This window comes from Rhodanobacter denitrificans, assembly GCF_000230695.2.
Lineage (GTDB): Bacteria > Pseudomonadota > Gammaproteobacteria > Xanthomonadales > Rhodanobacteraceae > Rhodanobacter > Rhodanobacter denitrificans.
Window position 1 is genome coordinate 2,942,643 of sequence record NC_020541.1, and the last position, 24,810, is coordinate 2,967,452.

Consider the following 24,810-nt stretch of genomic DNA (forward strand, 5'->3'; position numbering starts at 1 on the left):
TCCGGGCCGCCCGGTTCGCCGCGGAGCACGAGCATGCCGCTCCCTGCGGCGGCGCGAGCCGGCACAACCTGCCCACTGAAAGCCACGTCACTCCCGTTGACAACCGCTCCAGTTTGCGTAAGATAGTAACTAATTACTCACTGAAACGAGCCATGGCCACGAACATCCCACGCAAACACCTGCCGGCGGACGAGCGCCGCGCGGTCACCGTCGAGGCGGTCGTCAAGCTGGCCGCCGAACAGAACCCCAGCGAGATCACCACCGCGGCGATCGCCACCTCGATGAAGCTGACCCAGGGCGCGCTGTTCCGCCACTTCCCGAACAAGGACGCGATCTGGCAGGCGGTGATGGAATGGGTCGCCGACCACCTGCTGGCGCGGGTGGAGCGCGCCGCGCGCGACGCCGCGGGCCCGCTGGCCGCGCTGGAGGCGATGTTCATGGCGCACATCGCCTTCGTCGCCGAACACCCGGGCGTACCGCGCATGCTGTTCGGCGAGCTGCAGCGGGCCGAGGACACGGCCACCAAGCGGATGGTGCAGACCATGATCCGCCGCTACGGCGAGCGCCTGCGCACGTTGATCGAGGAAGGCCAGGCCGCCGGCGAACTGGACCCGCAGCTGGACCCGGCCGCAGCGGCCACGCTGTTCATCGGCAGCATCCAGGGCTTGGTGATGCAGGCGCTGCTGGCCGGCGACACCCGCCACATGCGCAAGGAAGCGGCGGGTGCGTTCGCGATCTACCGCCGCGGCATCGCGCGCGCCGCCCGCCGGTCGAGGACATGAAGATGACGGCTCACCCGCAACACCGCGTCTGGATCCGGCTGATGTCGCTGATTGCCATCGGCTTCGGCCTGCTGACCCTCAGGGAAGGCGGCGCAGTCCTGTTCGTGGACGGCGCCGCGCGCCAGGCCGCCGGCCATTACGTGCCGTTCGTGCTCTGGTTCAATTTTCTGGCCGGGTTCGCCTACGTCGTCGCCGGCGTCGGACTGTGGCTGCGCCGTCGCTGGGCGGCGTGGCTGGCGCTCGCCATCGCGCTCGCAACGGCGCTGGTCTTCCTCGCCTTCGGCTTGCATGTGGCCTTGGGCGGTGCGTGGGCGCATCGCACGCCGGTCGCCATGACCCTGCGCACGCTGGTGTGGCTCGGCATCGCGGTCCTGGCCCGGCGTTCGTCGGCGAACGCAGTGCCGGTGGCGCACACGCGCTGAACACCTCTCCTCACGTGGAAAACCCGTCGCGATGAAAACCCCGAGCCTTCCCACTGGAAAAACCCGCTGGATCGCCATCGCCATCGCGGTGATCGCGCTGGGCGGCCTCCTGGTGTTCTGGCTGTTGCGCGACCGCGGCAACCCGGACGTGCTGCGCCTGTACGGCAACGTCGACATCCGCGAGGTGGAGCTGGCCTTTCGCCAGCCCGGCCGCCTGACGAACATAGCCTTCGACGAAGGCGACGCCGTCACCAAGGGCGCGGTGATGGCGCAGCTCGACGCCACGCCGTACCGCGAGAAGCTGGCCGCGGCCGAAGCCGAGCTGGCGGCGGCGCAGGCGCAGCTGGACAAGCTGCACAGCGGCAACCGCCCGCAGGAAATCGCCCAGGCCCGCGAGCAGGTCCGCCAGGCGCAAGCCAGCGCGGACGAGGCCGCGCGCAACTTCAGGCGCCAGGACACCTTGCTCAAGTCCGGCGCCAGCAGCCAGCGCGCCGCCGACGCCGCCCGCGCCGCGCGCGACCAGTCCGCCGCCAACCTGGCCGCGGCGCAGGCCTCGCTGTCGCTGGCCAGCGCGGGCTTCCGTCGCGAGGACATTGCCGCCGGCCAGGCGCGCGTGGCCGCCGCCGAAGCCGCCGTGACCCAGGCGCGCACCGCGGTGGCCGATGCCACGCTGGTTGCGCCCAGCAACGGCGTCGTGATCGCCCGCGTGCGCGAGCCGGGCAGCATGGTGGCGAGCAGCACGCCGGTCTACAGCCTGAGCCTGCGCGATCCGCTGTACCTGCGCGCGTACATCGGCGAGGCGGATCTGGGCCGCATTGCGCCGGGCACCAAGGTACGCATCCACACCGATTCCTCCACGACCGTCTATCACGGCCAGATCGGCTTCATCTCGCCGCGTGCGGAATTCACCCCGAAGACGGTGGAGACCGCCGACCTGCGCACCGATCTGGTCTACCGCCTGCGCGTGGTGGTGTCCGACGCCGACGAGGGCCTGCGCCAGGGCATGCCGGTGACGATCGATATCGACACCGCCGGCGCGGCCGGCCAACCCGCGCGAGGGCGTTGAGATGAGCCCGCAGCCGGCCAGCGCCACGCCGCACCAGCAGGGCGATGCCGCCGTGATGATCGAGCGCGTCGACAAGCGCTTCGGCGCGATCCGCGCGCTGCGCAAGCTCAGCGCCACGATCCGCTACGGCCGCCTCACCGGCCTGGTCGGCCCCGACGGCGCCGGCAAGACCACGCTGATGCGGATCATGACCGGGCTGCTGGTTCCCGACGCCGGCAGCGTCAGCCTGGCCGGCTTCGACGTGGTGAAGGACAACGATGCCATTCACGTCGCCAGCGGCTACATGCCGCAGCGCTTCGGCCTGTACGAAGACCTGTCGGTGATGGAGAACATGCGCCTGTACGCGCGGCTGCGCGGCATGGATGCGGACCGCCACGCCGACCTGTTCGCCGAGCTGCTCGAGTTCACCCGGCTCGGGCCCTTCACCAAGCGCCTCGCCGGCAAGCTCTCCGGCGGCATGAAGCAGAAGCTCGGCCTGGCCTGCGCGTTGATGGCGCGGCCCAAGGTGCTGCTGCTGGACGAGCCCGGCGTGGGCGTCGACCCGGTCAGCCGGCAGGACCTGTGGCGCATGGTGCAGGCGCTGACCGACGAAGGCATGGCGGTGGTCTGGTCCACCGCCTACCTCGATGAGGCCGAGCGCTGCGAGAGCGTGCTGCTGCTCAATCAGGGCAAGCTGCTGTTCGATGGCCCGCCGCAGACACTCACTGCGCAGCTCGAAGGCCGCAGTTTCCGCCTCGAGAACGTCGGCGCCGAGCGCCGGGCGGTGCTGACCCAAGCGCTCGACCTGCCCAGCGTGAGCGATGGCGTGATCCAGGGCGCCGGCGTGCGCGTGGTGCTGCGCGAGGGCGCCGACACCGAGCAGATCCAGTCACTGGCCGACCAGGCGCGGGTAGAGCTGGCGCCGGTACCGGCACGCTTCGAGGACGCCTTCATCGATCTGCTCGGCGGCGGCCCCGGCGGCACCTCGGCCCTGGCCGAGCACCTGCCGCCGGTCGAACTGGGCTCGGACATCGCCGTCTCCTGCCGCAACCTGACCAAGCGCTTCGGCCCCTTCACCGCCACCGACAGCGTCAGTTTCGAGGTGCACAAGGGCGAAATCTTCGGCCTGCTCGGCCCCAACGGCGCAGGCAAGTCCACCACCTTCAAGATGCTGTGCGGCCTGCTTAAACCCACGACGGGCGAGGCGCACGTGGTGGGCCTGGACCTGCGCCGCGCCACCGGCGCGGCCAAGAGTCGCCTGGGCTACATGGCGCAGAAGTTCTCACTGTACGGCCTGCTCTCGGTGCGGCAGAACCTGGAGTTTTCCGCCGGCGTCTACCAATTGGAAGGCCAAACGCGACGCGAGCGCATCGAAGAGATGATCGCCACCTTCGACCTCGGCGGCTGGCTGTCCGCCACGCCCGACTCGCTGCCGCTCGGGCACAAGCAGCGCCTGGCGCTGGCCTGTTCGCTGATGCACCGCCCGCCCGTGCTGTTCCTGGACGAGCCCACCTCGGGCGTGGACCCGATCACCCGGCGCGAGTTCTGGACCCACATCAACGGGCTGGCGCGCAAGGGCGTGACCATCATGGTCACCACCCACTTCATGGACGAGGCCGAATACTGCGACCGGGTGGCCATGCTCTCGCGTGCGCGCCTGATCGCGCTGGACACGCCCGACGCGCTCAAGCGCATGGCGATCACCCCGCAGCGGCCGGACCCGACCATGGAGGATGCCTTCATCCATCTGGTGCAATCCGCCGACCGCGACATCGAGGCTGCCGCATGAACGCCGCCGCACGCAAGCAGGGCGATGGCGCGCTGCCGACCGGCTCGCGGCGTTTCGACCGGCGGCGGCTGATGGCCCTGGTGGTCAAGGAAAGCCATCAGGCCCTGCGCGACCCCTCGACGCTGCTGATCGCGTTCGTGCTGCCGGTGGTGCTGCTGCTGCTGTTCGCCTATGCGGTGTCGCTGGACGCCAAGAACGTGCGCGTAGGCGTGGTGCTGGAATCGCCGGGCGCTTCGGCACAGTCCCTGGCAGCGGCCTTTTCGGGCACCCGCTTCCTCGACGTGCACTTCGCGCACGACCGGCGCGAAGTGGCCGACCAGCTGGTCTCCGGCGCGCTGCGCGGCTACGTGGTGATCCCGCAGGATTTCGAGCAGCGCTTGGCCCGGCGCGGCAGCGAGCCGCTGGTGCAGATCATCACCGATGGCTCCTACCCCAACACCGCCAACTATGTGGAGAACTACGCCCGCGGCGTGGTGCAGTCCTGGCGCGCCGGCCGCGGCGCCGCCGCGCCGCAGCAGACCGTGATGCTGGAGCCGCGCTACTGGTTCAACCCCGAGCTGGAGAGCCGTCGCGCGCTGATCCCCGGCGCCATCGCCATCGTCATGACCATCATCGGCACCATGCTCACCGCACTGGTGGTGGCGCGCGAATGGGAGCGCGGCACCATGGAGGCGGTGCTGTCCACGCCCGCCTCCGTGGCCGAGATCCTGATCGGCAAGCTCTTGCCTTACTTCGTGCTCGGCATGCTGTCCACGCTGGGTGCCGCGGCACTGGCGGTGTTCGTGTTCGGCGTGCCGCTGCACGGCTCGCTGGCGGCCTTGCTGCTGTTGTCGGCAGTGTTCATGGTGCCGGCGCTGGGCCAGGGCCTGCTGATCTCGTCGCTGGCGCGCAACCAGTTCCTGGCGGCACAGATCGCACTGTTCACCGGCTTCCTGCCGGCCTTCATGCTGTCGGGCTTTTTGTACGAGATCGACGCCATGCCGGCGCCGATCCGCGCCGTGACCCATCTGATCCCGGCGCGCTATTTCGTCGAATCGCTGAAGACGGTGTTCCTGGCCGGCGACATCTGGGCGGTGTTCGTGCCCAACCTGCTGGCGATGGCGGCGATCGGCGTGGTGTTCTTCGGGCTGGCCAAGCGCGCCACGCGCAAGAACCTGGAGTAGCGCCGTGTCCGGTTCCCTGCTCAGCTTCACCCGCCTGCGCGCGCAGTTCGTCAAGGAAATCCTGAGCATCCTGCGCGACCCGCGCAGCCGCATGGTGGTGTTCGTGCCGCCGATCCTGCAGCTGCTGGTGTTTGCCTTCGCCGCCACGCTGGAAGTGCGCAACGTCGATATCGCCGTCTACAACCAGGACGCCGGCCGCTGGTCGCACGAGCTGGTGCAGCGGATGGACAGCGCCCGCTTCATCACCCACGTCCGGCCCGTGGACAGCCAGCGGCAGCTGCACGAACTGATCGACCGCGGCCAGGTCATCGCCGCACTGGCCATCCCGGCGGATTTCTCGCGCACGATCGCCGCCGGCGGCAGCGGCCGCGCGCAGGTGCTGGTCGATGGCCGGCGCAGCAACTCCGGCCAGATCACCGTGGCCTATCTCTCGACCATAGCCGCCGAGGTCGGCGCCGCGGTCGTGCCGGGCACGCAGACGCCGAACCCGGTCGTCGTGCGCCACTGGTTCAACCCGAACCTGGTCTACCGCTGGTTCATCGTGCCGGGCCTGACCGGTATCCTGGCGCTGTTCAGCGCGCTCCTGATCACCTCGCTGTCGATCGCGCGCGAACGCGAGCTGGGCACCTTCGACCAGTTGCTGGTGTCGCCCACCTCGACGCCGGAAATCATCATCTCCAAATCGCTGCCGGCGCTGGCGATCGGCACCTTGCTCGGCCTGTTCATGATCAGCGCCGGCGTGTTCCTGTTCGGCATCCCCTTTACCGGTTCGTTCGGCCTGCTGCTGGCGAGCCTGGTGCTGTTCATCCTGTCGGTGGTCGGCATCGGTCTGATGATTTCCGCGGTCAGCGCGACGCAGCAGCAGGCTATCCTCGGCGCCTTCGCGATCGGCGTGCCGGCGGTACTGATGTCCGGCTTCGCCACACCGGTGGAAAACATGCCGGTGGCGCTGCAATGGCTGGCGCAGGCGATTCCGCTCACCCACTTCCTGGTCATCGTCGAAGGCACGTTCCTGAAGACGATGCCGGCGCTGGACATCCTCGCCAACCTCTGGCCACTGGCCGTGATCGCGCTGGTGACGCTGACCCTGGCCACGCTGCTGGTGCGCAGCCGCCTGCAGTGACCGCCACCCAAGCCATGCCTGAAGGAGTTGCCATGACCTGCTCATCCAATCGCCGCTGCCGAGCGCCCCGCGTGGCGGCCGTCGCGCTGGGCACGCTGTTGCTCGGCGCCTGCGCCGCCGGCCCCGACTACCGCGGGCCACCGAAGGTCGACACCGGCCATGGCTGGACGCAGCCGGACACCGCCGCGCCGGCGCCGGCCAGCCTGCCCACCTGGTGGACCACGCTGGGCGATCCGACGCTGGAGCGGCTGGTCGCCACGGCGTTGGCGGACAACCTCGACCTGCGCCAGGCGCAGGCGCGCATCGCCGAGGAGCGTGCCCTGCGCGATCGCACCGCCGGCGGCCATGCGCCAACCGTGGGCGCCGGTGCCAGCGTGACCCGGCGCCGGCAGAGCAAGAACGGTCCGCTGCCGATCGGCGCCATCCCCGGACTGGCACGGGACCAGACCATCCACGACGCCGGCTTCGACGCGGCTTGGGAAATCGACCTGTTCGGCGCCACCCGGCGCGCGGTGGAAGGCGCCGAGGCGCGCCTGCAGGCCGCGCAGGACGATGCCGCCGGCGTGCGCATCAGCATCGCCGCCGAAGTGGCGCGCAGCTACCTCAGCCTGCGCGGCGCGCAACGCGAGCTGGCCGCGCGCGAAGCTTCGGTGCAGGCGCTCGCGCAGACGGCGGACCTGGTCGGCCAACGCTTCCGTGCGGGCGACGCGGCGCAGGCCGATGTCGATGCCGCGCAGGCGCGGCTGGACGCCGCCTCGGCCGGCCTGCCTGCCATCCAGGCGCGCGCGCGTGCCGCGGCGCTGGGCCTGGGCGTGTTGCTGGGCGCGCCGCCCGAGCGCGAGCTGGCCCTGCTCGACACCGCCGCTGCACCGATCACGCTGGCGCCGATCCCGGTGGGCCAGCGCGCCGACATCCTGCGCCGCCGGCCGGATGTGCGCGCAGCCGAGCGACGCCTGGCCGCACGCACTGCCGACATCGGCGTGGCGACGGCGGAGCTGTTCCCGAAGCTGTCGATCGGCGCCAGCGGCGGCTTCCAGGCGCTCGATGCGAGCCAGCTGTTCGACTCCGCCAGCCAGCGCTTCTCGCTCATGCCGCTGATCTCCTGGCGCGTGTTCGACGGCGGCCGCGTGCGCGCGGAAATTCGCGCCAGCGAGGCACGCGAGCAGCAGGCCGCGCTCGCCTACGAGAAGGCCGTGCTGACCGCGCTGGGCGACGCGGAGCGCGCGCTTGGCGACTACCGGCTGGGCGTGGAGGCGGTACGGCTGCAGCGGACCGCCCTCGACGCCGCGCGGCGCAGCTACGCCCACGCGCAGGCACGCTACGCCGCCGGCGACATCGCACTGACCGACCTGCTGGCCGAAGAGCGCGTGCTGCGCGACGCCGAAGACGGTTACGCACGCACGCATACCGCCGCGGCGATCGACCTGGTAGCGCTGTTCAAAGCGCTGGGCGGCGGCTGGGATGCCGACGCTGGCGATGCCGATACCCGCGGCCAGGAAAAGGTCGGGGCGCGGTCGCCGGCACGGCAGGAGCAGCCACCCCATGGGTGACAGGCAACCGCAACGCCTGCGCAGGCACTGCCGGCGCCGCGACGGCGCGTGCCGGACGGACGGCTACTTGCGATGGATCCTGCGCGTGCCCTTGGTGATCACGGCGCTGGTCGGCGGGTCGCTGTCCTTCGCGCAGGCCATGGCCGCCGACGCACGTCCCCCGGATGCCGTCGCCCCACGCCAGCTCCAGCTCGACCACGGCCAGCGATGGCCCGCCGATCCCGCGTTGCGCGAAGGCATGCGGCGCATCCGCGCCGTCGCACTGTGGATGCAGCAGGCGCAGGCCGAGGGTTCGCTGTCGGCACGGCAATCCCGCGCCGCCACCGCATCGATCGAAGACAGCGTGGCCGCCATCGTCGATCATCCTCCCCGCGGCGGCGGCATGGACGTCAACCTGCGCCTCTTGCTCGGCCGCGTGCTCGCCGCCGACGGACTGCCGCAACTGCTCGACTCGCTCGAACTGTACCCGCGCTATTTCGACGACCCGGGCTGGCAGCCGCTGACAGCCAACCCAGCCGCCGACCGGGGATCACCCGACCAGGCATCCACCCAAGCCACACCACCCTGACCGCCCGATCGCCGGCTACCACCGGGCAGCCTTGCCGCCGGCGCGACTGAACGAATCCGGAGAACCGCTACGATGCAGATCACCTTTCTCGGCGCCGCCCGCGAAGTCACCGGCTCCTGCTTCCTGATCGAGACGACCACGACGAGGTTCCTGGTCGACTGCGGCATGTTCCAGGGCGGACGCGAAGCCGCCCAGCGCAACCGGCAAGCGTTCGGGTTCGATCCGTCGGCAATCGATTTCGTCCTGCTGACGCATGCGCACATCGACCACAGCGGCCTGCTACCCAAGCTGACGCGCGCCGGCTTCCGCGGCACGATCCATGCCACCGCCGCCACCGCCGACCTGCTGCAGGTGATGTTGCCGGACAGCGCCCACATCCAGGAAATGCAGGTGCTGCGCGCGCAGCGTGACGCCCGCGGCGTGCGCGATGCGCAGGCCATCGCCGCACCGCTGTACACCCTGCACGACGCCGACGCCTGCCTGCGCCAAGTGCAGCCCCACGGCTACGGGCGTGAGTTGCGGCCACACGCGGATGTCCGCTGCCGCTTCCGCGATGCCGGCCACATCCTGGGTTCGGCGATCCTCGAGGTCTGGGTCAGCGAAGGCGAGCGGACCACCAAGCTGGTGTTCAGCGGCGATCTCGGGCAACCGGGCCGGGTGATTCTGCGCGACCCGACGCCGATCGCCGAGGCGGACATCCTGTTCGTCGAATCGACCTACGGCAACCGCCTGCACAAGGACCTTGCCGCGACGCAGGAGGAGCTGATCGACGTGGTCGAACGCACCCTGCCCCGCGGCAACGTGATCGTGCCGGCCTTCGCGGTGGGCCGCACCCAGGAGGTGCTGTACCACCTGCACCACCTGAGCCGGGAAGGGTGGCTGCGCGACCTGCGCATCTTCGTCGATTCGCCGATGGCCGCCGAGGCCACCCGGATCACGCGGCAGCACCTGGAGCTGTTCGACGAGAACGCCGTGCGCCTCGCCGGCTGGCACGCGCTCGGCAAGGACCTGCCCTACCTCAACTTCACCGGCAGCGTGGAGGAGTCCATCGCGCTGAACCAGATCCGCTCCGGCGCCATCATCATCTCCGCCAGCGGCATGTGCACCGCCGGCCGCATCCGGCACCACCTGCGGCACAACCTCGGGCGGGCCGAATGCAGCGTGCTGATCACCGGCTTCCAGGCCCAGGGCACGCTGGGCCGGCGGCTGGCCGACGGCGCCGACCAGGTGCGGCTCTTCGGCGAGGATATTCCGGTGCGCGCCGCGATCCACACCGTCGACGGCTTGTCCGCGCACGCCGACCGGAACGCATTGCTGGCCTGGACCGCCGGCTTCGCGCGACCGCCGGCGCAGACCTTCGTGGTGCATGGCGAGGAGATGGCGGCGCAGGCGCTGGCCAGCGGGCTGCGTGTGCGCCCCGGCTGGAACGTGACCGTCCCTGCGGCGGGCCAGCAGGTGCACTGGCACGGCAGCGGAGTCCCGGCATGAACGGCAGCGACGACAGCAAGCGGCGGCAGGAGGCGATCGTGCACGGTGAGGCCTACCGGCTGGCGCAGGAAGACGTCGCGTTCCTCGCCAGCGACGAGCTGCGCGGCGTGCGCCTGCAACTGGAACTGCTCAAGCCGGAAATCGCGCTGCACGGACACGCCATCCGTTCCACCGTCGTGGTCCTCGGCAGCTCACGCACCTGTTCGCCCGAGCAGGCCCAGGCCGACGTGGTGCGGCTCGCGGCCCGCGCGCAGGCCCATCCGGACGAGCCGGAGCTGGCGCGCGAACTCGCCGCCGCACGGCGCCAGCTGGCCGGCGCCCGCTACTACGAGGAAGCCCGCCGCTTCGCGGAAATCGTCTCGAGCCGCTTCCAGCGTGAGGGTCGGCGCGATTTCGTGGTGGTGACCGGCGGCGGCCCGGGCATCATGGAAGCGGCCAATCGCGGCGCCTATGAGGCGGGCGCGCGCTCGATCGGGCTCAACATCACGCTGCCGCACGAACAGCAGCCCAACAGCTGGATCACCCCGGAGCTGGCCTTCCGCTTCCACTATTTCGCCGTGCGCAAGATGCACTTCATGATGCGTGCGAAGGCACTCGTCGCCTTTCCCGGCGGCTTCGGCACGCTGGACGAATTGTTCGAAGTGCTGACTCTGGTGCAGACCGGCAAGATGCCGCGCCTGCCGATCGTGCTGGTCGGCAGCACCTTCTGGCACCGCGCCTGCGACCTGGCGTTCCTGATCGAACAGGGCATGCTCGACCCCCGTGACGCCGAACTGCTCAGCGTGGTCGAGAACGCCGAACAAGCCGTGGCCGCCATGCATGCGTTCTACGACGGCGAGCCGCCGGCATGAGCGCGGCTTCCGGCAGCGCAACGCGCCAGGCCGGCCTACCCTCCGGACACCCATCGACACCCAGCCCACAGGAGTACCGCCCATGCCTCCCACGCCACGCACTCCCACACCGCGACGCGTCGCCGTCGCCTTGATGATAGTCGCCGGCAGCCTGCTGCCGGCGGCCGACGCGGCCGATGCGCCGGACCGGACCGCGCCGATGGCGTTGACGACGATCATGCGCGACCTTGGCCACGACATGCAGGGCGCCACCGACGGCATCGCGCGCGAGGACTGGCCCGCGGTGGCGACCGTGGCGGCGCGCATCGCCGACCACCCGCAACCGCCGCTGGCGGAGAAGCTGCGCATCCTCGCCTTCGTGGGCAAGGACACCGGCCACTTCCGCGGCTACGACCAGCAAGCCCACGACGCCGCGCAGCAGCTGGCGCAGGCTGCGCAACGGCAGGACGGCACCGCGGCGATCGCAGCGTTCGCCAACCTGCAGGGGGCCTGCCTGGGCTGCCACCAGCAATTCCGCAAACCGTTCCGCGAGCACTTCCACGGCGGACGCTGAGCGGCCCGCGAACCCTGCTCGCCGCCATGCTGGCGATGCTGCTGGCCTGACTGGGGCGGCGACGCCAGCCTGCTGCGCAACGGGTCGCCACGGACGGGCCGGCGCGGCAACGACCGCGCTTCAGCCGGCCCGCCGCAGCACGCCGGCGAGGCGGGTGCCCGGCGCCACCGTGTTGAACACCGTGCCGTACTTGCGCACGTTGTCGTGCAGCAGGGCCAGTCGTTGCTCGCTCTCGTCGCTGTCCACCAGAATCTCGTAGTCGATCGATTCCAGCCGCGGCGGCACGTCCTGGCGCACGCCATGCACGCGCACCTCGACCCCGCACAGCTGGAACTTCAGGATCGGCGCGACCCGTTCGATGCCCTTGATCATGCAGGCCGACAACGCAGCCAGCAGCAGCTCGGCGGGGTTGAACGCATCCATGCGGCCGGCCAGGTCGGTGTCCAGCCACAGTTCGGCATCCTTGCAGCGGGCGACGCTGCCGTGCGCGTCGGTTCGACGGGCGGTGACCTGGAAGCTCAGCCTGCGGGTGGTTTCGGTCATGGGTCTCTCCGCGAAGATGTGAGGAGTGTTTCGCCCGCTCAGGCGTAACCGGGTACATGCGGTGCGGCGCCCGCGATGCGTGGCAGGCTGAAGCTGACCCGCGCGCCGCCCAGCGCGGAGCGGCCGAAGGTCAGCTCGCCGTGGTGCAGGTGGGCGATCGCCTGCGCGATCGACAGGCCCAGCCCGCTGCCCTCGCCCACGCTGCCTTCGGGGCGGTGGAAGCGCTCGCCCAGCCGCGCCGTGTCGTCCGCCGCAAAGCCGGCCCCGCTGTCGCTGACCTCCAGGCTGACCCGCCCGTCGTGGCCACCGACGCGCACGTTCACCTGGCCGCGCTCGGGCGCGTGGCGCAGCGCGTTGTCCAGCAGGTTCTGCACCAGGATGCCGAGCAGGCTGCGGCTGCCCAGCACGAAGTCGTTGCCGTCGTGATCCAGCGACAACTCGATCGAGCGCGCCGCCGCGCGCTCGCTGACGTCGCGCAGGGCGGCTTCGGCCACGCCTGCCAGGCGCAGCGGACCGGCGTCGTCCAGTTCGGCCAGTTTCTCGACCCGCGCCAGCATCAAGAGCTGGGCCACCAGCCGCTGCATGCGGTCGAGCGCGTCCTGCGCGCGCTGCAGGTGCCGCGCACGGGCGGCCGCATCGTCACCGCTTCCGGCCAGGTCCAGTTCCAGCCGCAACGCCGCCAGCGGATGGCGCAGTTCGTGCGCCGCGTCGGCAGTGAAGCGGCGCTCGTGCTCCAGGCTGAGCCGGAGGCGATCGACCAGCTGATCGATCGCCTCGGTGAATGGCGCCAACTCGACCGGCACCCGATCGTCGGTGAGCGAGGCCGCCGCCGGATTGGCGCCGGCGGACAGGCTGCGGGTCAGCCGGTGCAGCGGCTTCAGCCCACTGCGCAGGCCGGCGAATACCGTCGGCGGCACCAGCACCAGCAGCGCCAGCAAGGCCAGCAGCGCCGGCGCCAGCAGCTTGCGCATCAGTTCGTCGCGTTCGTCCAACGGTGCGCCGACCTGGATCCAGTACTGGTGCTGCGCATCCCAGCGCTGGAATACCCGCCAGCGCCGCCCGTCGTGGCTGATCGAATGGAAATGCGCGTCGCCCGGATCGAAGCGCAATATCGGCAGCTCGGCACTCTCCACCAACAGCTCGCCGCGGGCATCGCGCAGCACGATCGCCGGCCGCTGGGCCGTGGCATCCGAGCCGACCAGTTTCCTGTCCGGCGGGCGCACCGCGCCGGCGCGGGCCGCGTCGTCAGGCATCACCGCGAACACGCTGGCGGCGGTGCGCACCAGCATCTGGTCGAAGATCTCGTCGACCTCATGCAGGCTGCGCCAGGCCAGCCAGCCGGCGGCGGCGCACCACACCAGCACGATGCCGGCCACCAGCCGCAGCACCAGCCGCCGGTTGAGCGAGGGGCGGATCACGCGACCGGGCCGCCGGGCCGGTTGATCGCGTAGCCGATGCCGCGCAAGGTACGGATCCAGCCCGGACCCAGCTTGTGGCGCAGGTGGTGGATGTGCACTTCGACCGCGTTGCTGGCCACTTCCTGGTCCCAGCCGTACAGGGCCTCCTCCAGCTGGTCGCGCGAATAGGCCCGCCCGGGATGGCGCACCAGGGTTTCCAGCAGCTGGTATTCGCGCGCGGTCAGCTCCAGCGCGGCACCCTCCAGCGTGGCGGCGCGGGCGACCGGGGTGACTTCGAGCCCACCCACGCGGATCGCCGGTTCGAGCTGGCCATCGGCGCGGCGCAGCAAGGCGCGCAGGCGCGCGGCCAGTTCGTCCAGGTGCACCGGCTTGACCACGTAATCGTCGGCGCCAGCGTCCAGCCCGGCGACCCGGTCGGCAAGCTCGTCGCGGGCGGTCAGCAGCAGCACCGGGGTGGCGTCGCGACGCCGGCGCATGCCAGCGATGATGGCCGGCCCACTGCTGCGCGGCAGGTTCCAGTCCAGCACGGCGGCGGCGTAGCTGGTGTCGGCCAGCGCGACGGCGGCCTGGTTGCCGTCCGTGATCCAGTCCACCGCATAGCCGAGCTGGCGCAGGCCTTCGGCCAGCGCCTGCCCCAGTGCCCGATCGTCTTCGGCTAGCAGGATGCGCATGGCCTCATTCTTGTCGCGTGACTGGACGGCTCACTTGACTTGCCGCAAGTCGCGGTGCTTTTCCGCCGGCTGCGGCATCCTGCCCCAGCGCGCGCTTGCGGCCGTGGATCATCGCGGCAACCAGGTTCTCGCGGTAGTGCACGCTCTCGCCTACTGCCGCCAGCACGTGCACCACGACCAGCCCCAGCACGCCGTAGGCCAGCAGCTCGTGCAGTTCCTCCAGCCAGGGCGTGCCGAAGAACGCGTCGGTGGTCTGCAGCCAGCCGGTGACGCCCACCAGCAGCACGCCGGCGAGCAGGGCCAGGATCATCATCGCCGCCGCCGGGTTGTGCCCCAACTGCCGTTGCGAGCGCCCGGCCAGTCGCGCACGCAGGTAATCGCGCACGCGGTGCGGGCCGGGCACCCAGTCGGCTGTGCGGGGACACATGGTTTGAGGAATCAGGATATCCCGGGATTGGGTGCGATCTCATGGGATGCCGACCGTTGACACATGCAAAAGGAAGAGGGATAAAACGGGACGAAAAATAAAGGGCGAAAAATGCATGGCACGGACCTCATCTATCTACTCACTGCCCATGAGCGTGCAGGACGCACTCGATGAAAGGCTGCGCACGACGGCATATGCCCAGCTCGATGAACATCGCGAGCATCTGACCTCTGAAGGGTACAACATCAGCCGTAGCGCGCTCGGAAGGCATGCTCAAGCGCTCAGGGCAGCAGATTCGAGCCTGGGAGACCGGCGAGCAAGGGTTGCTGAAATCAAGGCCAAGCCGAAGGGTAAACGAGACGACCTATTGATGGAGCTCGGACGGCTGCAACTGGCTCAGTCGCGCATCCTGATGCAACTGCACGCGCTGGAGGAAAGCGGGATAGACGCCGACGATGACGCCCTGGTCGAGGGCATGAACACCACTGCCGCTTAGGTTTGCAAAATCGGGCCGAAAACAAGGCGGCGGACACTAGGATTGCAAAATGAAGCCGGCCGCTGCGCCGGCTTCAAGCGTCTTTGAAGGGCGTTTAATCGAGGCTCAACGCGCGGGCGGCGAACCTGGTGGATCGCAGGCGGCGTCGAGCGCGGCGCCCAGGTGTTCGAGACGACCGACCAGCTGCTCCAACTGCTCCAAGTCGAGGCTGGTGATCGCTTCTGCGCCAGCGTTGTAGACGAACGCGTCGAGGTGCGCCTGGAGGCTGTAGCGCGCGGCGGTCAGCCGGGCGTGCTGCATCAGCGCCTTGCGTCTGGCCGTGCCCAGCGGCCCCTGGCGGCGGTGGATGCGTGGCGTGTCCGGCACCCTGGCGTCGGCCAGGAGCCTCCTGATGTGCGCGATACGGTCTGACATATCTACTCCCCTGTGAGATCAGGCCGCGAATGCGCGCGCGAAGCGCAACACCTTGGCCTCCGGCAGCCCCTCCACCAGCAACTCATAGATCAGGGCGACCAGCTCGGCGTGCTTGCCGGGGGGCAGTTCCTTCTCGCCGAGTGCTTCTGCGGCCAGCTGCAAGGCGATGGTCAGCTCCGCATGTCTCACCGCCTGCGAAGCGCTATCTGATGCGGGACTGGCGGGCGCCTCGTGCATGTCGCCCTCGCCCGTCGCCAGCCAGTCCAGCCGTGCACCAGCTGCCGCGCAAAGCCGCGCGAGAGCCGTAAACGGGGGTTCGTTCTCCTCCTTGATGTACCGCTGCAGGGCGGCGGAGGACACGCCCATCACCGTATACGCAGATGTGCGCGTTCCGACCAGGTCAGCCACCTCAGAAATGCGACGTCCGATTCCACGGGCGGGAATCGGACGCAGCGTCCGATTCGGCAGCGCTGCGTCCGATTCGTCGTAAATACCTGATTTATCTTTGACTTTTCCCATGAATCCTCAGATGTGCGAGTGCAGCGGAATCGGACGCTCGCAGATGTGTTGACTTGTACTCAGATATGCGTAATATCTACGTCGCAAATATCGCCAAGGGGAAACGCGCCACATGTCCACCGCCACGGCCCAAAAAAAGCCAGTCGTCATTGACTGGCACCCCGCCGACATCGTCGCCGCATTGCGCAAGAAAGGTTGGTCGCTGCAGCAGCTCGCGCTGTTCCACGGCTATGCGTCGCGCACCTCGCTCGCCAAAGCCCTCGCCCAGCCCTACCCGAAGGCGGAGCAGATCATCGCCGAAGCCCTGGGCATCGAAGCCCGCGAGATCTGGCCGACCCGCTACAACGCCGACGGCACCACCAACCGCGCGCGCGGTGCGAAGCCCATGCGCCCGGAGCATATCCGCATCGTGTCCAAGGCTACCACCACCGGACGCGGCGGCAATCCACAACACCGGCACGGCCAATAGACATGGCTGCCCTCTATGACAGCCTGGCCCGGGCGAATGGGCGGGGATCAGCCGGACAGTGCCCCGCGGCGGTAGACGCGAAAACCCCGGCAGTGCGTGAGCTGGTTTGCAGCGTGGCTGCGGGCGTGCAGGCGCGTGCAACCGCGCCGGCGCTGACTCATCTCCCCAGCGCGAGCGCACAATCCTTTCCCCTCGATGCCGTGCTGTACAACCGGCACGCCATCGGCCGCACGATTCGCGGCGCCACATGGCGCGTGTTCTGGGGCTTCGGCGACGAGCGCTACCTGGGCTGCGACGCCACCGGCGAGATTACGATCCGCACGGTCGCCGAGCTGGCCGACCGCAGCCAGTGGCAGCAGCTGGGAGAGCTGCTGTGAATCGCCGGGCCGTAGGGGCGGCCTATAGCGGCGACATGTTCGAGATCCCGCAGCCGGTGGTGCCGGTGGCAGGCTCCCTGGACTTCCGGTCGGTGGTCAGCGAGCTGGTCTCGGCCATGCTGGCCGATGCCCACAAGGCCGGCCTGGACCGCCACGAAGTGGCTGCGCGCGCCAGCCGGCTCACCGGCAAAGACGTCACGAAGAACATGCTCGACGGCTACACCGCGCCGGCGCGCGAAGAGTTCAACTGCCCTCTGTGGCTGTCGCCGGTGCTGGAAATCGTCTGCTGCAGCACGCCGCTGGCCAACTGGCACGTGGGCGTGCACGGCGGCCGCATGAGTGTCGGCGCCGAGACCCTGGATTCCGAGATCGGCCGTGTCATGCGCGAGCGCGAGCTGGCGGATGCGCGGCTGCGTGAGCTGAAAGACCTGCGCCGGAGGGTCAAGTGATGGCCGACGGCACGCAGCACGATCGCTGGTACACGGCCGCCGACCTGGCCGGTTTGCCGGGTCTGCCCAGCTCCGACCGCCGCATCCATTCGCGCGCCGAGCGAGAGAGCTGGCAGCGCCGGCAGCGCGAGCGCGGCAAGGGCTTCGAATACTCCTTTTCCAGCCTGCCACCGGTCACCCAAGCCGTGCTGCTGTTGCGCGATCGGCCGGCGCCGCTGGCCGCGCGTCGCCGCAACACCCTGGCGCCCAGCGAGGCGCACCTGCGCAGCGTATGGCAGCGTTACGAAGCCGCGAAGCAATCCATGAAAGACATGGCCGCGATGCGCCTGCAGACGCTGGACACAGTCGCCAGCCTGGTGCGCGGCGGCACGTCGCTGATGGATGCACGTCAGATCGTCGCCGACCAGCTGCAGCGCGAAGGCGTGCGCGGCGGCAGCGCCGCAAGCATCGCGCGCTGGATGCAGGATGTGGCGCAGGCCGATCGCAAGGACTGGCTGGCGCTTCTGCTGCCGCACTATTCCGGCCGCACCAGCACGGCCGAGATCGAGCCAGAGGCGTGGGAGCTGTTCAAGGCCGACTACCTGCGCCAGGAACAGCCCACCGCCAGCAGCTGCTACGACCGCCTGGAACGCATCGCCGCCGCGCGCGGCTGGGAGCTGCCCAGCCTCAAGACCTTCACCCGCCGGATCATCCGCGAGCTGCCGCGCGCCGTGCGCGTGTTGGCGCGCGAGGGCGAAGAGGCGCTGGCCAAAACCTACCCCGCGCAGGAGCGCGACCGCTCCATGCTGGAGGCGCTGGACGGCGTCAACGCCGACGGCCACCGCTGGGACATCAACGTGCGGTTCCCGGACGGCAGCATCGGCCGGCCGTGCATCCTAGGCTGGCAGGATCTGGGCACCGGCAAGCTGCTCGCCTGGCGCCTGGGCGACAACGAAAACAGCGACATGGTGCGGCTGAGCTTCGGCGACATGTTGCGCGCATACGGCGTGCCCGGCAGCGTGTACCTGGACAACGGCCGCGCGTTCGCCAGCAAGTGGATGACCGGCGGCACGCCGAATCGCTACCGCTTCAAGATCCGCGAGGAAGACCCCACCGGCCTGATCACCACACTGGTCGGCGCAGACAACGTGCACTGGGTCACCCCGTATCACGGCCAAGCCAAGCCGATCGAGCGCATGTGGCGCGACTTCTGCGACCGCATTGCCAAGCACCCGGCGTTCGCGGGCGCGTACGTCGGCAACAGTGTCGCCAACAAGCCCGAGAACTACGGCAGCCGCGTGGTCGAGTGGGCCGAGTTCGAGCGTGTGGTGACCAGCGAGATCCACGCGCACAACGCCCGCACCGGGCGGCAGCTGAAATCCTGCGCCGGCCGCAGCTTCGACGCGACATTCGCCGCGAGCTACGCCCGCATCATCGTGCGCAAGGTCAGCGACGAGCAGCTGCGCCTGCTGCTGCTTGCCGCCGAGGCGGTCAAAGCGGACCCGATCACCGGCAGTGTCCATCTGGCCGGCAACCGCTACTGGACCGAAGCGCTCAGCGAGCATGCCGGCCGCAAGCTGGTGCTGCGCATCGACCCCTGGCACCTGCAGGGCGTGGCGCACGTGTACGCGCTGGACGGTACGTACATCGCCGCCGCCGAGTGCACCGCCGCGGTCGGCTTCGCCGACGTCAACGCCGCCCGCGAACACGCGCGCGGGAAGAAGCAATACAAGCGTGCGGCCAAGGACATGCTCGCCGCCGAACGGCTGATGGACGCGGCCAGTGTCGCCGCGCAGCTGCCCGACATGACACCGCCCGACGCCGTCGCCGCCGGCGTGCTCGCGCCGGTGTTCGGCCTGCACGCGAAGAAACCCGAACCCGCACCCGCACGCGCCACCGGCAGCGAAGGGCCCAGCGCCCTCGACCTGCTGATGTTCGAGCGCGCGCAACGCATGAAGGAGAACCAGCTTTAGAAGGCGCTGCGGCGGTGCTCGAACACCGCCGCGGCTAGGCAGCAGCACCACTCACCACAAGGGGCAACACGCAATGAATGACACCGCAACCGTAACCGCAATCTATCAGGGCGACGCCGACCTGCGCGACCAGGTCAAGGGCGTGATGGCGCGCGAGAAGCGCCTCAGCCAGGTCATCGTGGCCAAGGAAGCCGGCATCAGCCCGGCCACGCTCAACCAGTGGCTGGCCGGGAAGTACGCTGGCGACAACGAAGGCATCGACGCCAAGCTGCGCATCTGGCTCGACGCCGACATGGCCCGCCGCGCCGCTGGCGGCGCGATGCCGGAAGCGCCGGCCTTCGTCGTCACGCCCACCGCCGCGCGCATCCTCGGCGCGCTGGGCTACGCGCAGATGGCCGGCGACATCGCGGTCAGCCACGGCAATGCCGGCGTCGGCAAGACCAGCAGCTGCGTGCACTACCGCGACAGCAGCCCGAACGTGTGGATCGTGACCATGACGCCCAGCACCGCCGGCGTCGTCACGGCGCTGGAGGAGATCTGCGACGCGCTGGGCCTGTCGCCGGGCGGCGGCGCCCGCAAGATGTCCAAGGCCATCTGCCGCCGCGTGCGCGACACCCACGGCCTGCTGATCGTCGACGAAGCGCAGCACCTGTCCGTGGCCGCGCTCGACGAGATCCGCGCCATCCACGACGCCACCACCATCGGCATCGCCCTGGTCGGCAACGACGGCGTGTTCGCGCGCATGGCCGGCGGCCGCAACGCCCAGCAGCTCGACCGCCTGTACTCGCGCGTCGGCAAGCGGCTGCGCCTGCAGCAAAGCACCGAGGCCGACATCGTCGCCCTCATCAAGGCGTGGGGCATCACCGACACCAAGTGCCACCCCACGCTGATCTCCATCGCGCGCGGTGCCGGCGCGCTGCGCACGCTGACCAAGACCCTGCGCCTGGCCAGCATGTACGCCGCCGCCGAAGGCCGCACCGTGTGCTGCGAGGACGTACGCGCCGCTGCCTCCGAACTGATGTCGGGCGGTGAGAAGTGAGCGGCCTGGCGTGGAAAGTCATGCACGGGGTTCCTGCGCTGCTTGCGGTGATGCATGCGAAGCCCCTCGGTGAGGTGCAGGGCAGGCACATCGTGGCAGGCCACGATACCGATGGCACCTTCGTGATCGGTGTCATCCGCTGCGAAAAGCCCGTGAGCCTGGTGCTCTTCGATGGTGCGTCGCTGGTCGCACTTGCGGCCGCCGAGCTGCTATCGGAAACACCGCCGGTGCCGGCAACAGATCCCGATGCCTATCTGTTACGGCAGGTCATCGACCCACCCAGTCGCCTCTGAGGTAGCCGCCATGCATGCCGACACGAACCACAGCAATCTCCTAACGCCCGACGCGGTGCTGGCAGTCCTGCAGGCCAGTGTCGGCGAAGCGTCCGGCGTTACCGCCGAGCAGCTGGTGCTGGCCCTGACCGGCCGGCGCAGCGAAGCGGACCAGCGCCGCCTGCGCACCGTCGTCGAGGCGCTGCGCACGGCGGGTCACCGCATCTGCGCCAACCCGACGCACGGCTACTACCTCGCCGCCAACGACAAAGAGCTGGACCGGTCCTGCAGCTTCCTGTTCGACCGGGCCATGACATCCCTCCGGCAGATCAGCGCGATGAAGCGCGTCTCGCTGCCGGACCTGCGCGGGCAGCTGGGGCTGCCCATTGGAGCGAACCATGAATCCCATGAATGAGATCCTCCGCGGCGCCGCCTGCAAGGCCCTGGGCGCACTGTTCTTCCTCGACGAGGCCGGCGCCACCGTGGTCTCCATCGAGGTGCGCGGCGGTCGGCCGCTGATCGTGCTGGATGGCGCACCGAGCCGCTTCATCAAGGGCGCCATCCGCAAGAGCCGCCCCACCGGCGGCCTGCGCGAGCACGTGATGGTGGCCGTGGTGCAGGGCTGCCAGGTGGAATGGCTGGTGCACACCGTGCGCGGCGACGTGGCCGCGCGGGCGGGTGTGTGATGGAAGCGCTGCGCCAGGATGTATTGATGTGCCTGCGCCGCGTGCGCCAGCCGCAGCCGCCGCAGCATATTGCCGCCACGGTCGGTGCCACGCTGGCGGACGTGTACGACGAGCTGGGCTACCTGGTCCGGCATGGCGCCGCCCGGCGCCACCACTGCGACGATGCGGTGATGCGCTATTCCGGCGTGCACGCGGTGCGCAAGCCGCCGGAGATTACGCCGCACACCCGCCGCGAGCGCGTGCGCCTGGTGCGCCCGGCGCCGATGGCTGATGCGGTGCTGGCCAGGATGGGCGCGGCGCCGATGCGCTCGCGGGAAATCATCGCCGTCTGCACGGGCGTAGCGACCGGCGCGCAGGTGCACGTCGCCCTGCAGGTGCTGCAGCGGCGCGGCGCGGTGAAGAAAGTCTCGGGCGCCACATCCAACGCCGCATGGCAGCGCGTCGCTGGCGGCGGCGACATCAACCATCTGGACATGAAGGGCGAAACCATGCCCGACAACACCCTGCCGCCATGCCTTAACGCGGCGCAGCGCCAGCCCATCGACACCGATGACGAACTTCCGCCGCTGCTGGCCCACAGCCAGCGCGCGCCGCTCGATGACGACGACGAGCTGCCGCCCTGGCTTGGCGAGCGCATGCGCAACGCCACCCACGACATTCACCGCGCCGCCTTTGAAGCGGCGCTCGATTCCAAGGACGCAACACCATGACAGCAGACAACACCATCCCCGCGGGCCACCGCCGCGACGCTCGCGGCGCCTTGTGGGCGGAGAGCCAGATCAAGCCCATCGACCGCACCCGCGACGAACTGGTGCGCGAGCTGTGGGCCAAGGCCGAGGCGGTCAACAAGGCCCTTCGGGAATTCAAGCTGGCCGCGTTCGCCGACATAGAGGCGTTCGTGGATCTGTCCGCCAACGAATACGGCGTCAGCCTCGGCGGCAACAAGGGCAACGTCCAGTTGCTCAGCTTCGACGGCGAGCTGCGGGTGCAACGCGCCATCGCCGAACGCATCGTGTTCGACGAGCGCCTGCAGGCGGCGAAGAAACTGATCGACGAGTGCCTCACCGAGTGGACGAAGGGCGCCCGGCCGGAGATCGCTCTGCTGGTACAGGACGCCTTCCGCGTCGACAGCGCCGGCAACATCCGCACCGGCAACGTGCTGGCTCTGAAGCGCCTGGCCATCGAGGACGAACGCTGGCTCCGCGCGATGGAAGCCATCGGCGACGCCGTGCAGGTCGTGGGCAGCAAGAGCTACATCCGCTTCTACCGCCGTCAACCGAACGGCCGCTACCAGGCGCTGAGCCTGGATCTATCGGGGGTGTGACATGGCCGAGATCCTGGAACAGCGCACCACGTGCATGCTGCAGGTCAACACCAGCGGCGCCTGGCGCAACGTGCTCACGTTCGACCCGGCGCAGCGCGCCGCGATCGTCGCCGGCCTCGCCGGCCTGGCCAACACCCTGGGCGACGACACCACCTGGTGCCTGCACCACCCGGACGGCAAGCGCGAGTGGCTGCATGCGGAGGACTTCGCGCTGGGCGGCTGGTTGCCGGTCACCGAGGAAGAGCCGGCACCGTTGGTCGACGTGATGGTCTCGGCCTATTGCGCATGCGATCGCACGCCCGACGTGTTCATGGCTTGGCGCAATGCGCAGGGCACCTGGCTGATCTCGGGCACCAACGAACCGCTGTCGCTGCTGGTCTATGCCTACCGCCCGGTCATCGCACCCGCGCCGGCGCCGGCGGCTGTGCAGGAGAAGGCGGCATGAAGAAGGTACATCAAACCCTCTTCGGCCGCCCGGATGGCCCGACCGCCGAAATCGGCAACTGCTACCCGGCATGCGTCGCCTCGCTGCTTGGCCTTGACCTCGCCAAGGTGCCGCACTTCCACCAATTGCACGACGATGCCGAGGGCGCGCTTGACGAGATCCTGGCATTCCTGCACGGACAGGGCTATTCGTGCCTGCGCTATGAGTGGGCGCCGTGGGTGAATCGGTATCTGCCCGGCGCGCTGGCCATCTTCGGCGGCAAATCGCCGCGCGGTGACTGGTTGCATGCGGTGGTCGGCCAAGTCACCGCCGATGGCTGGCGGCTGGTGCACGACCCGCATCCGAGCGGCGCCGGCATTCTCGGCGAGCCTGTCGACGTGGAGCTGCTGTTCCCGCTGATGCGCGCGGAGGCAGCATGAATCGCCGGCTCTTAATCATTGGCCCGTGGCGCGGCATGTTTTCACTGGCAATGCGGCGCAAGGGCATCAACAGCCCGTCAGAGGCCATCGCGCCGCCGGTGAATCCGCAGGCGAAGCCGACGTGTTACATGCCGCGACCGAACAACCCGGCCGGTGGCAAGCGACGGAGGCAATGGCGATGAAAAAAGGCCTCCTGTTCCGCCCAGGCAGCCTCTGGATCGGCGTGCACTGGTCGCGCCACAACCGGCGCTTCTGCATCAACCTGATTCCGTGCGTGACGATCTGGATCACGCTCGCGGGAGGCAATACGCCATGAACGAACGCAACCCCTGCATCGACCCGCAGCACGGCGACACGGTCACTGTCGGCAACGAAACCCGCGAAGTGGAGAGCGTCAACGGCGATCGCGTGATCTACAGCTGGCCCGGCAAGGTGGCCGTGCGCACGATGTACCTCGACGCCTGGCGCGCCTGGGCGGCGGACGCCAGCGGTTACCACGTGGCCGAGGCGCAGGCGGCATGACCCGCGACGAATGCCTGGAGGTCGAGCGGCGCTTGGTGTTCCCCGGTGCGTCGGTGAAGCTGCAGTGCGACCAGTTCTGCGTCGCGCTGGAAGTGCAGCGCGACAAGATGCGCATGGTGGTCATGGTCTACGTCGACGGCCGTTTCAAGGGGAAGTGGATCCTCGAAGACTGCGAGGAGCGCCGGCGCTTCCTACGTCCTGTGATCCACCGGCCGAAGCCCTACACGATCAAGCAGGTGAAGCTGCTCGGCAAGAAGTGGTGCGACGCGCAGCGCGAGAAGCACACGCACACCTATTACCTGCCGACCTGGCCGTCGACGCGCGCGCTGCTGCGCCACCTGCACAAGCACAACAGCTCGGTCGAGCTGGCGTGCGCGGAGCCAGCGTAATGACACGCCCGCGCGGCCGCCCGCCGCTCGCACGCCAGCGCGCCATGCGCTTCGCGCTGTGGGCGCGTGCGCAGCCGAGCGTACCGACGCCGGTGCAGATCGCCGACTTCCTGGCCATCACCCTGCCGGAGGCGCGCACGTGGCGCGCTGCCTGGCTGGAAGTCATCAGCCCGACGGCCGGAGCCGCTCATGTCGCTCACCGCTAAAGCCAAGACTCAACGCAACCGCGAGCTGGCCGCCATCCACGTGCTGGCCAGCAAGCGGCTGCACCTGGACCGCGACACCTACGTGGCGCTGCTGCAGCGCGTGGGCAACGTGCGCAGCAGCGCCGACCTGGACCAGCGCGGCCGCGCCCAGGTGCTGGACGAGCTGCGCCGCCTGGCCGGCGAAGGCCAGCAGCAGATGCGCAACGCCGTGAACCTGCCCGATGCGCCGCAGAACGTACGCGACGAGATCGCCGGCATGGTGAGCAAGGTCGGCGCGCTGCTGGCCGAGGCCGGCAAAAGCTGGAACTACGCGCACGGCACGGCCCAGCGGATGTTCAAGGTGCACCGGGTCGAATGGCTGCGCGCCGACCAGCTGCACAAGCTGGTGGCGGCACTGAGCTACGCGCAGAAACGGCAACGTAAAACCAAGGGGGAATGA

The 24,810-nt window shown here is 69.5% G+C and carries 35 protein-coding genes; 29 read left to right on the plus strand and 6 right to left on the minus strand.

The window, feature by feature from the left end:
- The first annotated feature begins 152 nt into the window (after positions 1 to 152).
- The 11 genes from R2APBS1_RS13555 to R2APBS1_RS13605 all read left to right on the plus strand — a co-directional run bounded on the left by R2APBS1_RS13555 (position 153) and on the right by R2APBS1_RS13605 (position 11,334).
- Entirely contained in the window at positions 153 to 782 is a 630-nt protein-coding gene (locus R2APBS1_RS13555) for a TetR/AcrR family transcriptional regulator (RefSeq protein ID WP_015448338.1), read from the plus strand.
- A 41-nt stretch (positions 783 to 823) separates the two neighbouring features.
- Positions 824 to 1,204 (plus strand): hypothetical protein, encoded by a 381-nt coding sequence (locus R2APBS1_RS13560; protein ID WP_425476979.1) that lies wholly within the window; start codon positions 824 to 826, stop codon positions 1,202 to 1,204.
- Positions 1,205 to 1,235: 31 nt separating this feature from the next.
- A complete protein-coding gene (hlyD, locus tag R2APBS1_RS13565; RefSeq protein WP_015448340.1) occupies positions 1,236 to 2,270 on the plus strand; it encodes a secretion protein HlyD in 1,035 nt (344 codons plus the stop codon).
- A gap of 1 nt (position 2,271) precedes the next feature.
- Positions 2,272 to 4,038, plus strand: coding sequence for an ATP-binding cassette domain-containing protein (locus R2APBS1_RS13570; protein ID WP_015448341.1), 1,767 nt, complete (start codon positions 2,272 to 2,274; stop codon positions 4,036 to 4,038).
- Positions 4,035 to 5,201 carry an ABC transporter permease gene (locus R2APBS1_RS13575; RefSeq protein ID WP_015448342.1) on the plus strand — a complete coding sequence of 389 codons (1,167 nt, stop codon included), beginning with the start codon at positions 4,035 to 4,037 and terminating at the stop codon, positions 5,199 to 5,201. The genes R2APBS1_RS13570 and R2APBS1_RS13575 overlap by 4 nt, the downstream gene beginning before the upstream one ends.
- Before the next feature lie 4 nt (positions 5,202 to 5,205).
- Positions 5,206 to 6,324, plus strand: a complete 1,119-nt coding sequence (locus R2APBS1_RS13580; protein ID WP_015448343.1) for an ABC transporter permease — start codon at positions 5,206 to 5,208, stop codon at positions 6,322 to 6,324.
- Between the two features lie 32 nt (positions 6,325 to 6,356).
- Positions 6,357 to 7,874: an efflux transporter outer membrane subunit gene (locus tag R2APBS1_RS13585; protein WP_015448344.1), complete on the plus strand. Its 1,518-nt coding sequence runs from the start codon at positions 6,357 to 6,359 to the stop codon at positions 7,872 to 7,874.
- An 85-nt stretch (positions 7,875 to 7,959) separates the two neighbouring features.
- On the plus strand, positions 7,960 to 8,442 hold the full coding sequence (locus R2APBS1_RS13590) for a hypothetical protein (RefSeq protein WP_231378399.1): 483 nt from the start codon (positions 7,960 to 7,962) through the stop codon (positions 8,440 to 8,442).
- 72 nt (positions 8,443 to 8,514) lie between these two features.
- Entirely contained in the window at positions 8,515 to 9,930 is a 1,416-nt protein-coding gene (locus tag R2APBS1_RS13595; protein ID WP_015448345.1) for an MBL fold metallo-hydrolase RNA specificity domain-containing protein, read from the plus strand.
- A complete protein-coding gene (locus R2APBS1_RS13600; protein WP_015448346.1) occupies positions 9,927 to 10,781 on the plus strand; it encodes an LOG family protein in 855 nt (284 codons plus the stop codon). Before R2APBS1_RS13595 ends, R2APBS1_RS13600 begins: the two co-directional genes overlap by 4 nt.
- A gap of 82 nt (positions 10,782 to 10,863) precedes the next feature.
- Positions 10,864 to 11,334, plus strand: a complete 471-nt coding sequence (locus R2APBS1_RS13605; protein WP_015448347.1) for a cytochrome c — start codon at positions 10,864 to 10,866, stop codon at positions 11,332 to 11,334.
- Between the two features lie 120 nt (positions 11,335 to 11,454).
- On the opposite strand, the gene R2APBS1_RS13610 is transcribed toward R2APBS1_RS13605, so the two are convergent.
- From R2APBS1_RS13610 to R2APBS1_RS13625, 4 genes are read right to left on the minus strand one after another with little or no spacing between them, the layout of a single operon-like run.
- Positions 11,455 to 11,877, minus strand: coding sequence for an OsmC family protein (locus R2APBS1_RS13610; RefSeq protein WP_015448348.1), 423 nt, complete (start codon positions 11,875 to 11,877; stop codon positions 11,455 to 11,457).
- A 38-nt stretch (positions 11,878 to 11,915) separates the two neighbouring features.
- On the minus strand, positions 11,916 to 13,295 hold the full coding sequence (locus R2APBS1_RS13615) for an ATP-binding protein (protein WP_015448349.1): 1,380 nt from the start codon (positions 13,293 to 13,295) through the stop codon (positions 11,916 to 11,918).
- Positions 13,292 to 13,966, minus strand: coding sequence for a response regulator transcription factor (locus tag R2APBS1_RS13620; RefSeq protein WP_015448350.1), 675 nt, complete (start codon positions 13,964 to 13,966; stop codon positions 13,292 to 13,294). The genes R2APBS1_RS13615 and R2APBS1_RS13620 overlap by 4 nt, the downstream gene beginning before the upstream one ends.
- A gap of 4 nt (positions 13,967 to 13,970) precedes the next feature.
- Positions 13,971 to 14,393 (minus strand): cytochrome b/b6 domain-containing protein, encoded by a 423-nt coding sequence (locus R2APBS1_RS13625; RefSeq protein ID WP_015448351.1) that lies wholly within the window; start codon positions 14,391 to 14,393, stop codon positions 13,971 to 13,973.
- Between the two features lie 148 nt (positions 14,394 to 14,541).
- Between R2APBS1_RS13625 and R2APBS1_RS13630 the strand changes: the two genes are divergently transcribed.
- Positions 14,542 to 14,889: a phage protein Gp27 family protein gene (locus R2APBS1_RS13630; RefSeq protein ID WP_041676783.1), complete on the plus strand. Its 348-nt coding sequence runs from the start codon at positions 14,542 to 14,544 to the stop codon at positions 14,887 to 14,889.
- Between the two features lie 105 nt (positions 14,890 to 14,994).
- Here R2APBS1_RS13630 and R2APBS1_RS13635 read toward each other — a convergent pair whose 3' ends face one another.
- Both R2APBS1_RS13635 and R2APBS1_RS13640 read right to left on the minus strand, forming a co-directional pair.
- Positions 14,995 to 15,303, minus strand: a complete 309-nt coding sequence (locus R2APBS1_RS13635; RefSeq protein WP_015448353.1) for a hypothetical protein — start codon at positions 15,301 to 15,303, stop codon at positions 14,995 to 14,997.
- An 18-nt stretch (positions 15,304 to 15,321) separates the two neighbouring features.
- Entirely contained in the window at positions 15,322 to 15,822 is a 501-nt protein-coding gene (locus R2APBS1_RS13640) for a hypothetical protein (RefSeq protein WP_015448354.1), read from the minus strand.
- A 112-nt stretch (positions 15,823 to 15,934) separates the two neighbouring features.
- Between R2APBS1_RS13640 and R2APBS1_RS13645 the strand changes: the two genes are divergently transcribed.
- The 17 genes from R2APBS1_RS13645 to R2APBS1_RS13715 all read left to right on the plus strand — a co-directional run bounded on the left by R2APBS1_RS13645 (position 15,935) and on the right by R2APBS1_RS13715 (position 24,810).
- The gene (locus R2APBS1_RS13645) at positions 15,935 to 16,291 is read left to right on the plus strand and encodes a helix-turn-helix domain-containing protein (protein WP_015448355.1); all 357 of its coding nucleotides are present in this window, start codon (positions 15,935 to 15,937) and stop codon (positions 16,289 to 16,291) included.
- Positions 16,292 to 16,383: 92 nt separating this feature from the next.
- Entirely contained in the window at positions 16,384 to 16,668 is a 285-nt protein-coding gene (locus R2APBS1_RS20200) for a hypothetical protein (protein WP_157769751.1), read from the plus strand.
- Positions 16,669 to 16,703: 35 nt separating this feature from the next.
- Positions 16,704 to 17,117 carry a hypothetical protein gene (locus R2APBS1_RS13650; protein WP_041676786.1) on the plus strand — a complete coding sequence of 138 codons (414 nt, stop codon included), beginning with the start codon at positions 16,704 to 16,706 and terminating at the stop codon, positions 17,115 to 17,117.
- Complete coding sequence (locus R2APBS1_RS13655) at positions 17,117 to 19,069, plus strand: transposase domain-containing protein (protein WP_015448358.1); 1,953 nt, start codon at positions 17,117 to 17,119, stop codon at positions 19,067 to 19,069. Before R2APBS1_RS13650 ends, R2APBS1_RS13655 begins: the two co-directional genes overlap by 1 nt.
- 73 nt (positions 19,070 to 19,142) lie before the next feature.
- Positions 19,143 to 20,108, plus strand: coding sequence for an AAA family ATPase (locus R2APBS1_RS13660; protein ID WP_015448359.1), 966 nt, complete (start codon positions 19,143 to 19,145; stop codon positions 20,106 to 20,108).
- Positions 20,105 to 20,401 carry a hypothetical protein gene (locus R2APBS1_RS13665; protein ID WP_157769752.1) on the plus strand — a complete coding sequence of 99 codons (297 nt, stop codon included), beginning with the start codon at positions 20,105 to 20,107 and terminating at the stop codon, positions 20,399 to 20,401. The genes R2APBS1_RS13660 and R2APBS1_RS13665 overlap by 4 nt, the downstream gene beginning before the upstream one ends.
- A 10-nt stretch (positions 20,402 to 20,411) precedes the next feature.
- Entirely contained in the window at positions 20,412 to 20,795 is a 384-nt protein-coding gene (locus R2APBS1_RS13670) for a hypothetical protein (protein ID WP_015448361.1), read from the plus strand.
- Positions 20,788 to 21,066, plus strand: a complete 279-nt coding sequence (locus R2APBS1_RS13675) for a hypothetical protein (protein WP_041676788.1) — start codon at positions 20,788 to 20,790, stop codon at positions 21,064 to 21,066. Before R2APBS1_RS13670 ends, R2APBS1_RS13675 begins: the two co-directional genes overlap by 8 nt.
- Positions 21,066 to 21,776, plus strand: a complete 711-nt coding sequence (locus R2APBS1_RS13680; protein ID WP_015448363.1) for a hypothetical protein — start codon at positions 21,066 to 21,068, stop codon at positions 21,774 to 21,776. Before R2APBS1_RS13675 ends, R2APBS1_RS13680 begins: the two co-directional genes overlap by 1 nt.
- Positions 21,773 to 22,390 carry a DUF3164 family protein gene (locus R2APBS1_RS13685; protein WP_015448364.1) on the plus strand — a complete coding sequence of 206 codons (618 nt, stop codon included), beginning with the start codon at positions 21,773 to 21,775 and terminating at the stop codon, positions 22,388 to 22,390. Before R2APBS1_RS13680 ends, R2APBS1_RS13685 begins: the two co-directional genes overlap by 4 nt.
- A 1-nt stretch (position 22,391) precedes the next feature.
- Positions 22,392 to 22,835: a hypothetical protein gene (locus tag R2APBS1_RS13690; RefSeq protein WP_041676789.1), complete on the plus strand. Its 444-nt coding sequence runs from the start codon at positions 22,392 to 22,394 to the stop codon at positions 22,833 to 22,835.
- Positions 22,832 to 23,254, plus strand: coding sequence for a hypothetical protein (locus R2APBS1_RS13695; protein ID WP_015448365.1), 423 nt, complete (start codon positions 22,832 to 22,834; stop codon positions 23,252 to 23,254). Before R2APBS1_RS13690 ends, R2APBS1_RS13695 begins: the two co-directional genes overlap by 4 nt.
- A 25-nt stretch (positions 23,255 to 23,279) precedes the next feature.
- The gene (locus tag R2APBS1_RS20205) at positions 23,280 to 23,570 is read left to right on the plus strand and encodes a hypothetical protein (protein ID WP_157769753.1); all 291 of its coding nucleotides are present in this window, start codon (positions 23,280 to 23,282) and stop codon (positions 23,568 to 23,570) included.
- Positions 23,567 to 23,776, plus strand: coding sequence for a hypothetical protein (locus R2APBS1_RS13700; RefSeq protein WP_015448368.1), 210 nt, complete (start codon positions 23,567 to 23,569; stop codon positions 23,774 to 23,776). Before R2APBS1_RS20205 ends, R2APBS1_RS13700 begins: the two co-directional genes overlap by 4 nt.
- On the plus strand, positions 23,773 to 24,165 hold the full coding sequence (locus R2APBS1_RS13705; RefSeq protein ID WP_015448369.1) for a hypothetical protein: 393 nt from the start codon (positions 23,773 to 23,775) through the stop codon (positions 24,163 to 24,165). The genes R2APBS1_RS13700 and R2APBS1_RS13705 overlap by 4 nt, the downstream gene beginning before the upstream one ends.
- Positions 24,165 to 24,371: a hypothetical protein gene (locus R2APBS1_RS13710; protein WP_015448370.1), complete on the plus strand. Its 207-nt coding sequence runs from the start codon at positions 24,165 to 24,167 to the stop codon at positions 24,369 to 24,371. Before R2APBS1_RS13705 ends, R2APBS1_RS13710 begins: the two co-directional genes overlap by 1 nt.
- Entirely contained in the window at positions 24,355 to 24,810 is a 456-nt protein-coding gene (locus R2APBS1_RS13715) for a gp16 family protein (RefSeq protein WP_015448371.1), read from the plus strand. Before R2APBS1_RS13710 ends, R2APBS1_RS13715 begins: the two co-directional genes overlap by 17 nt.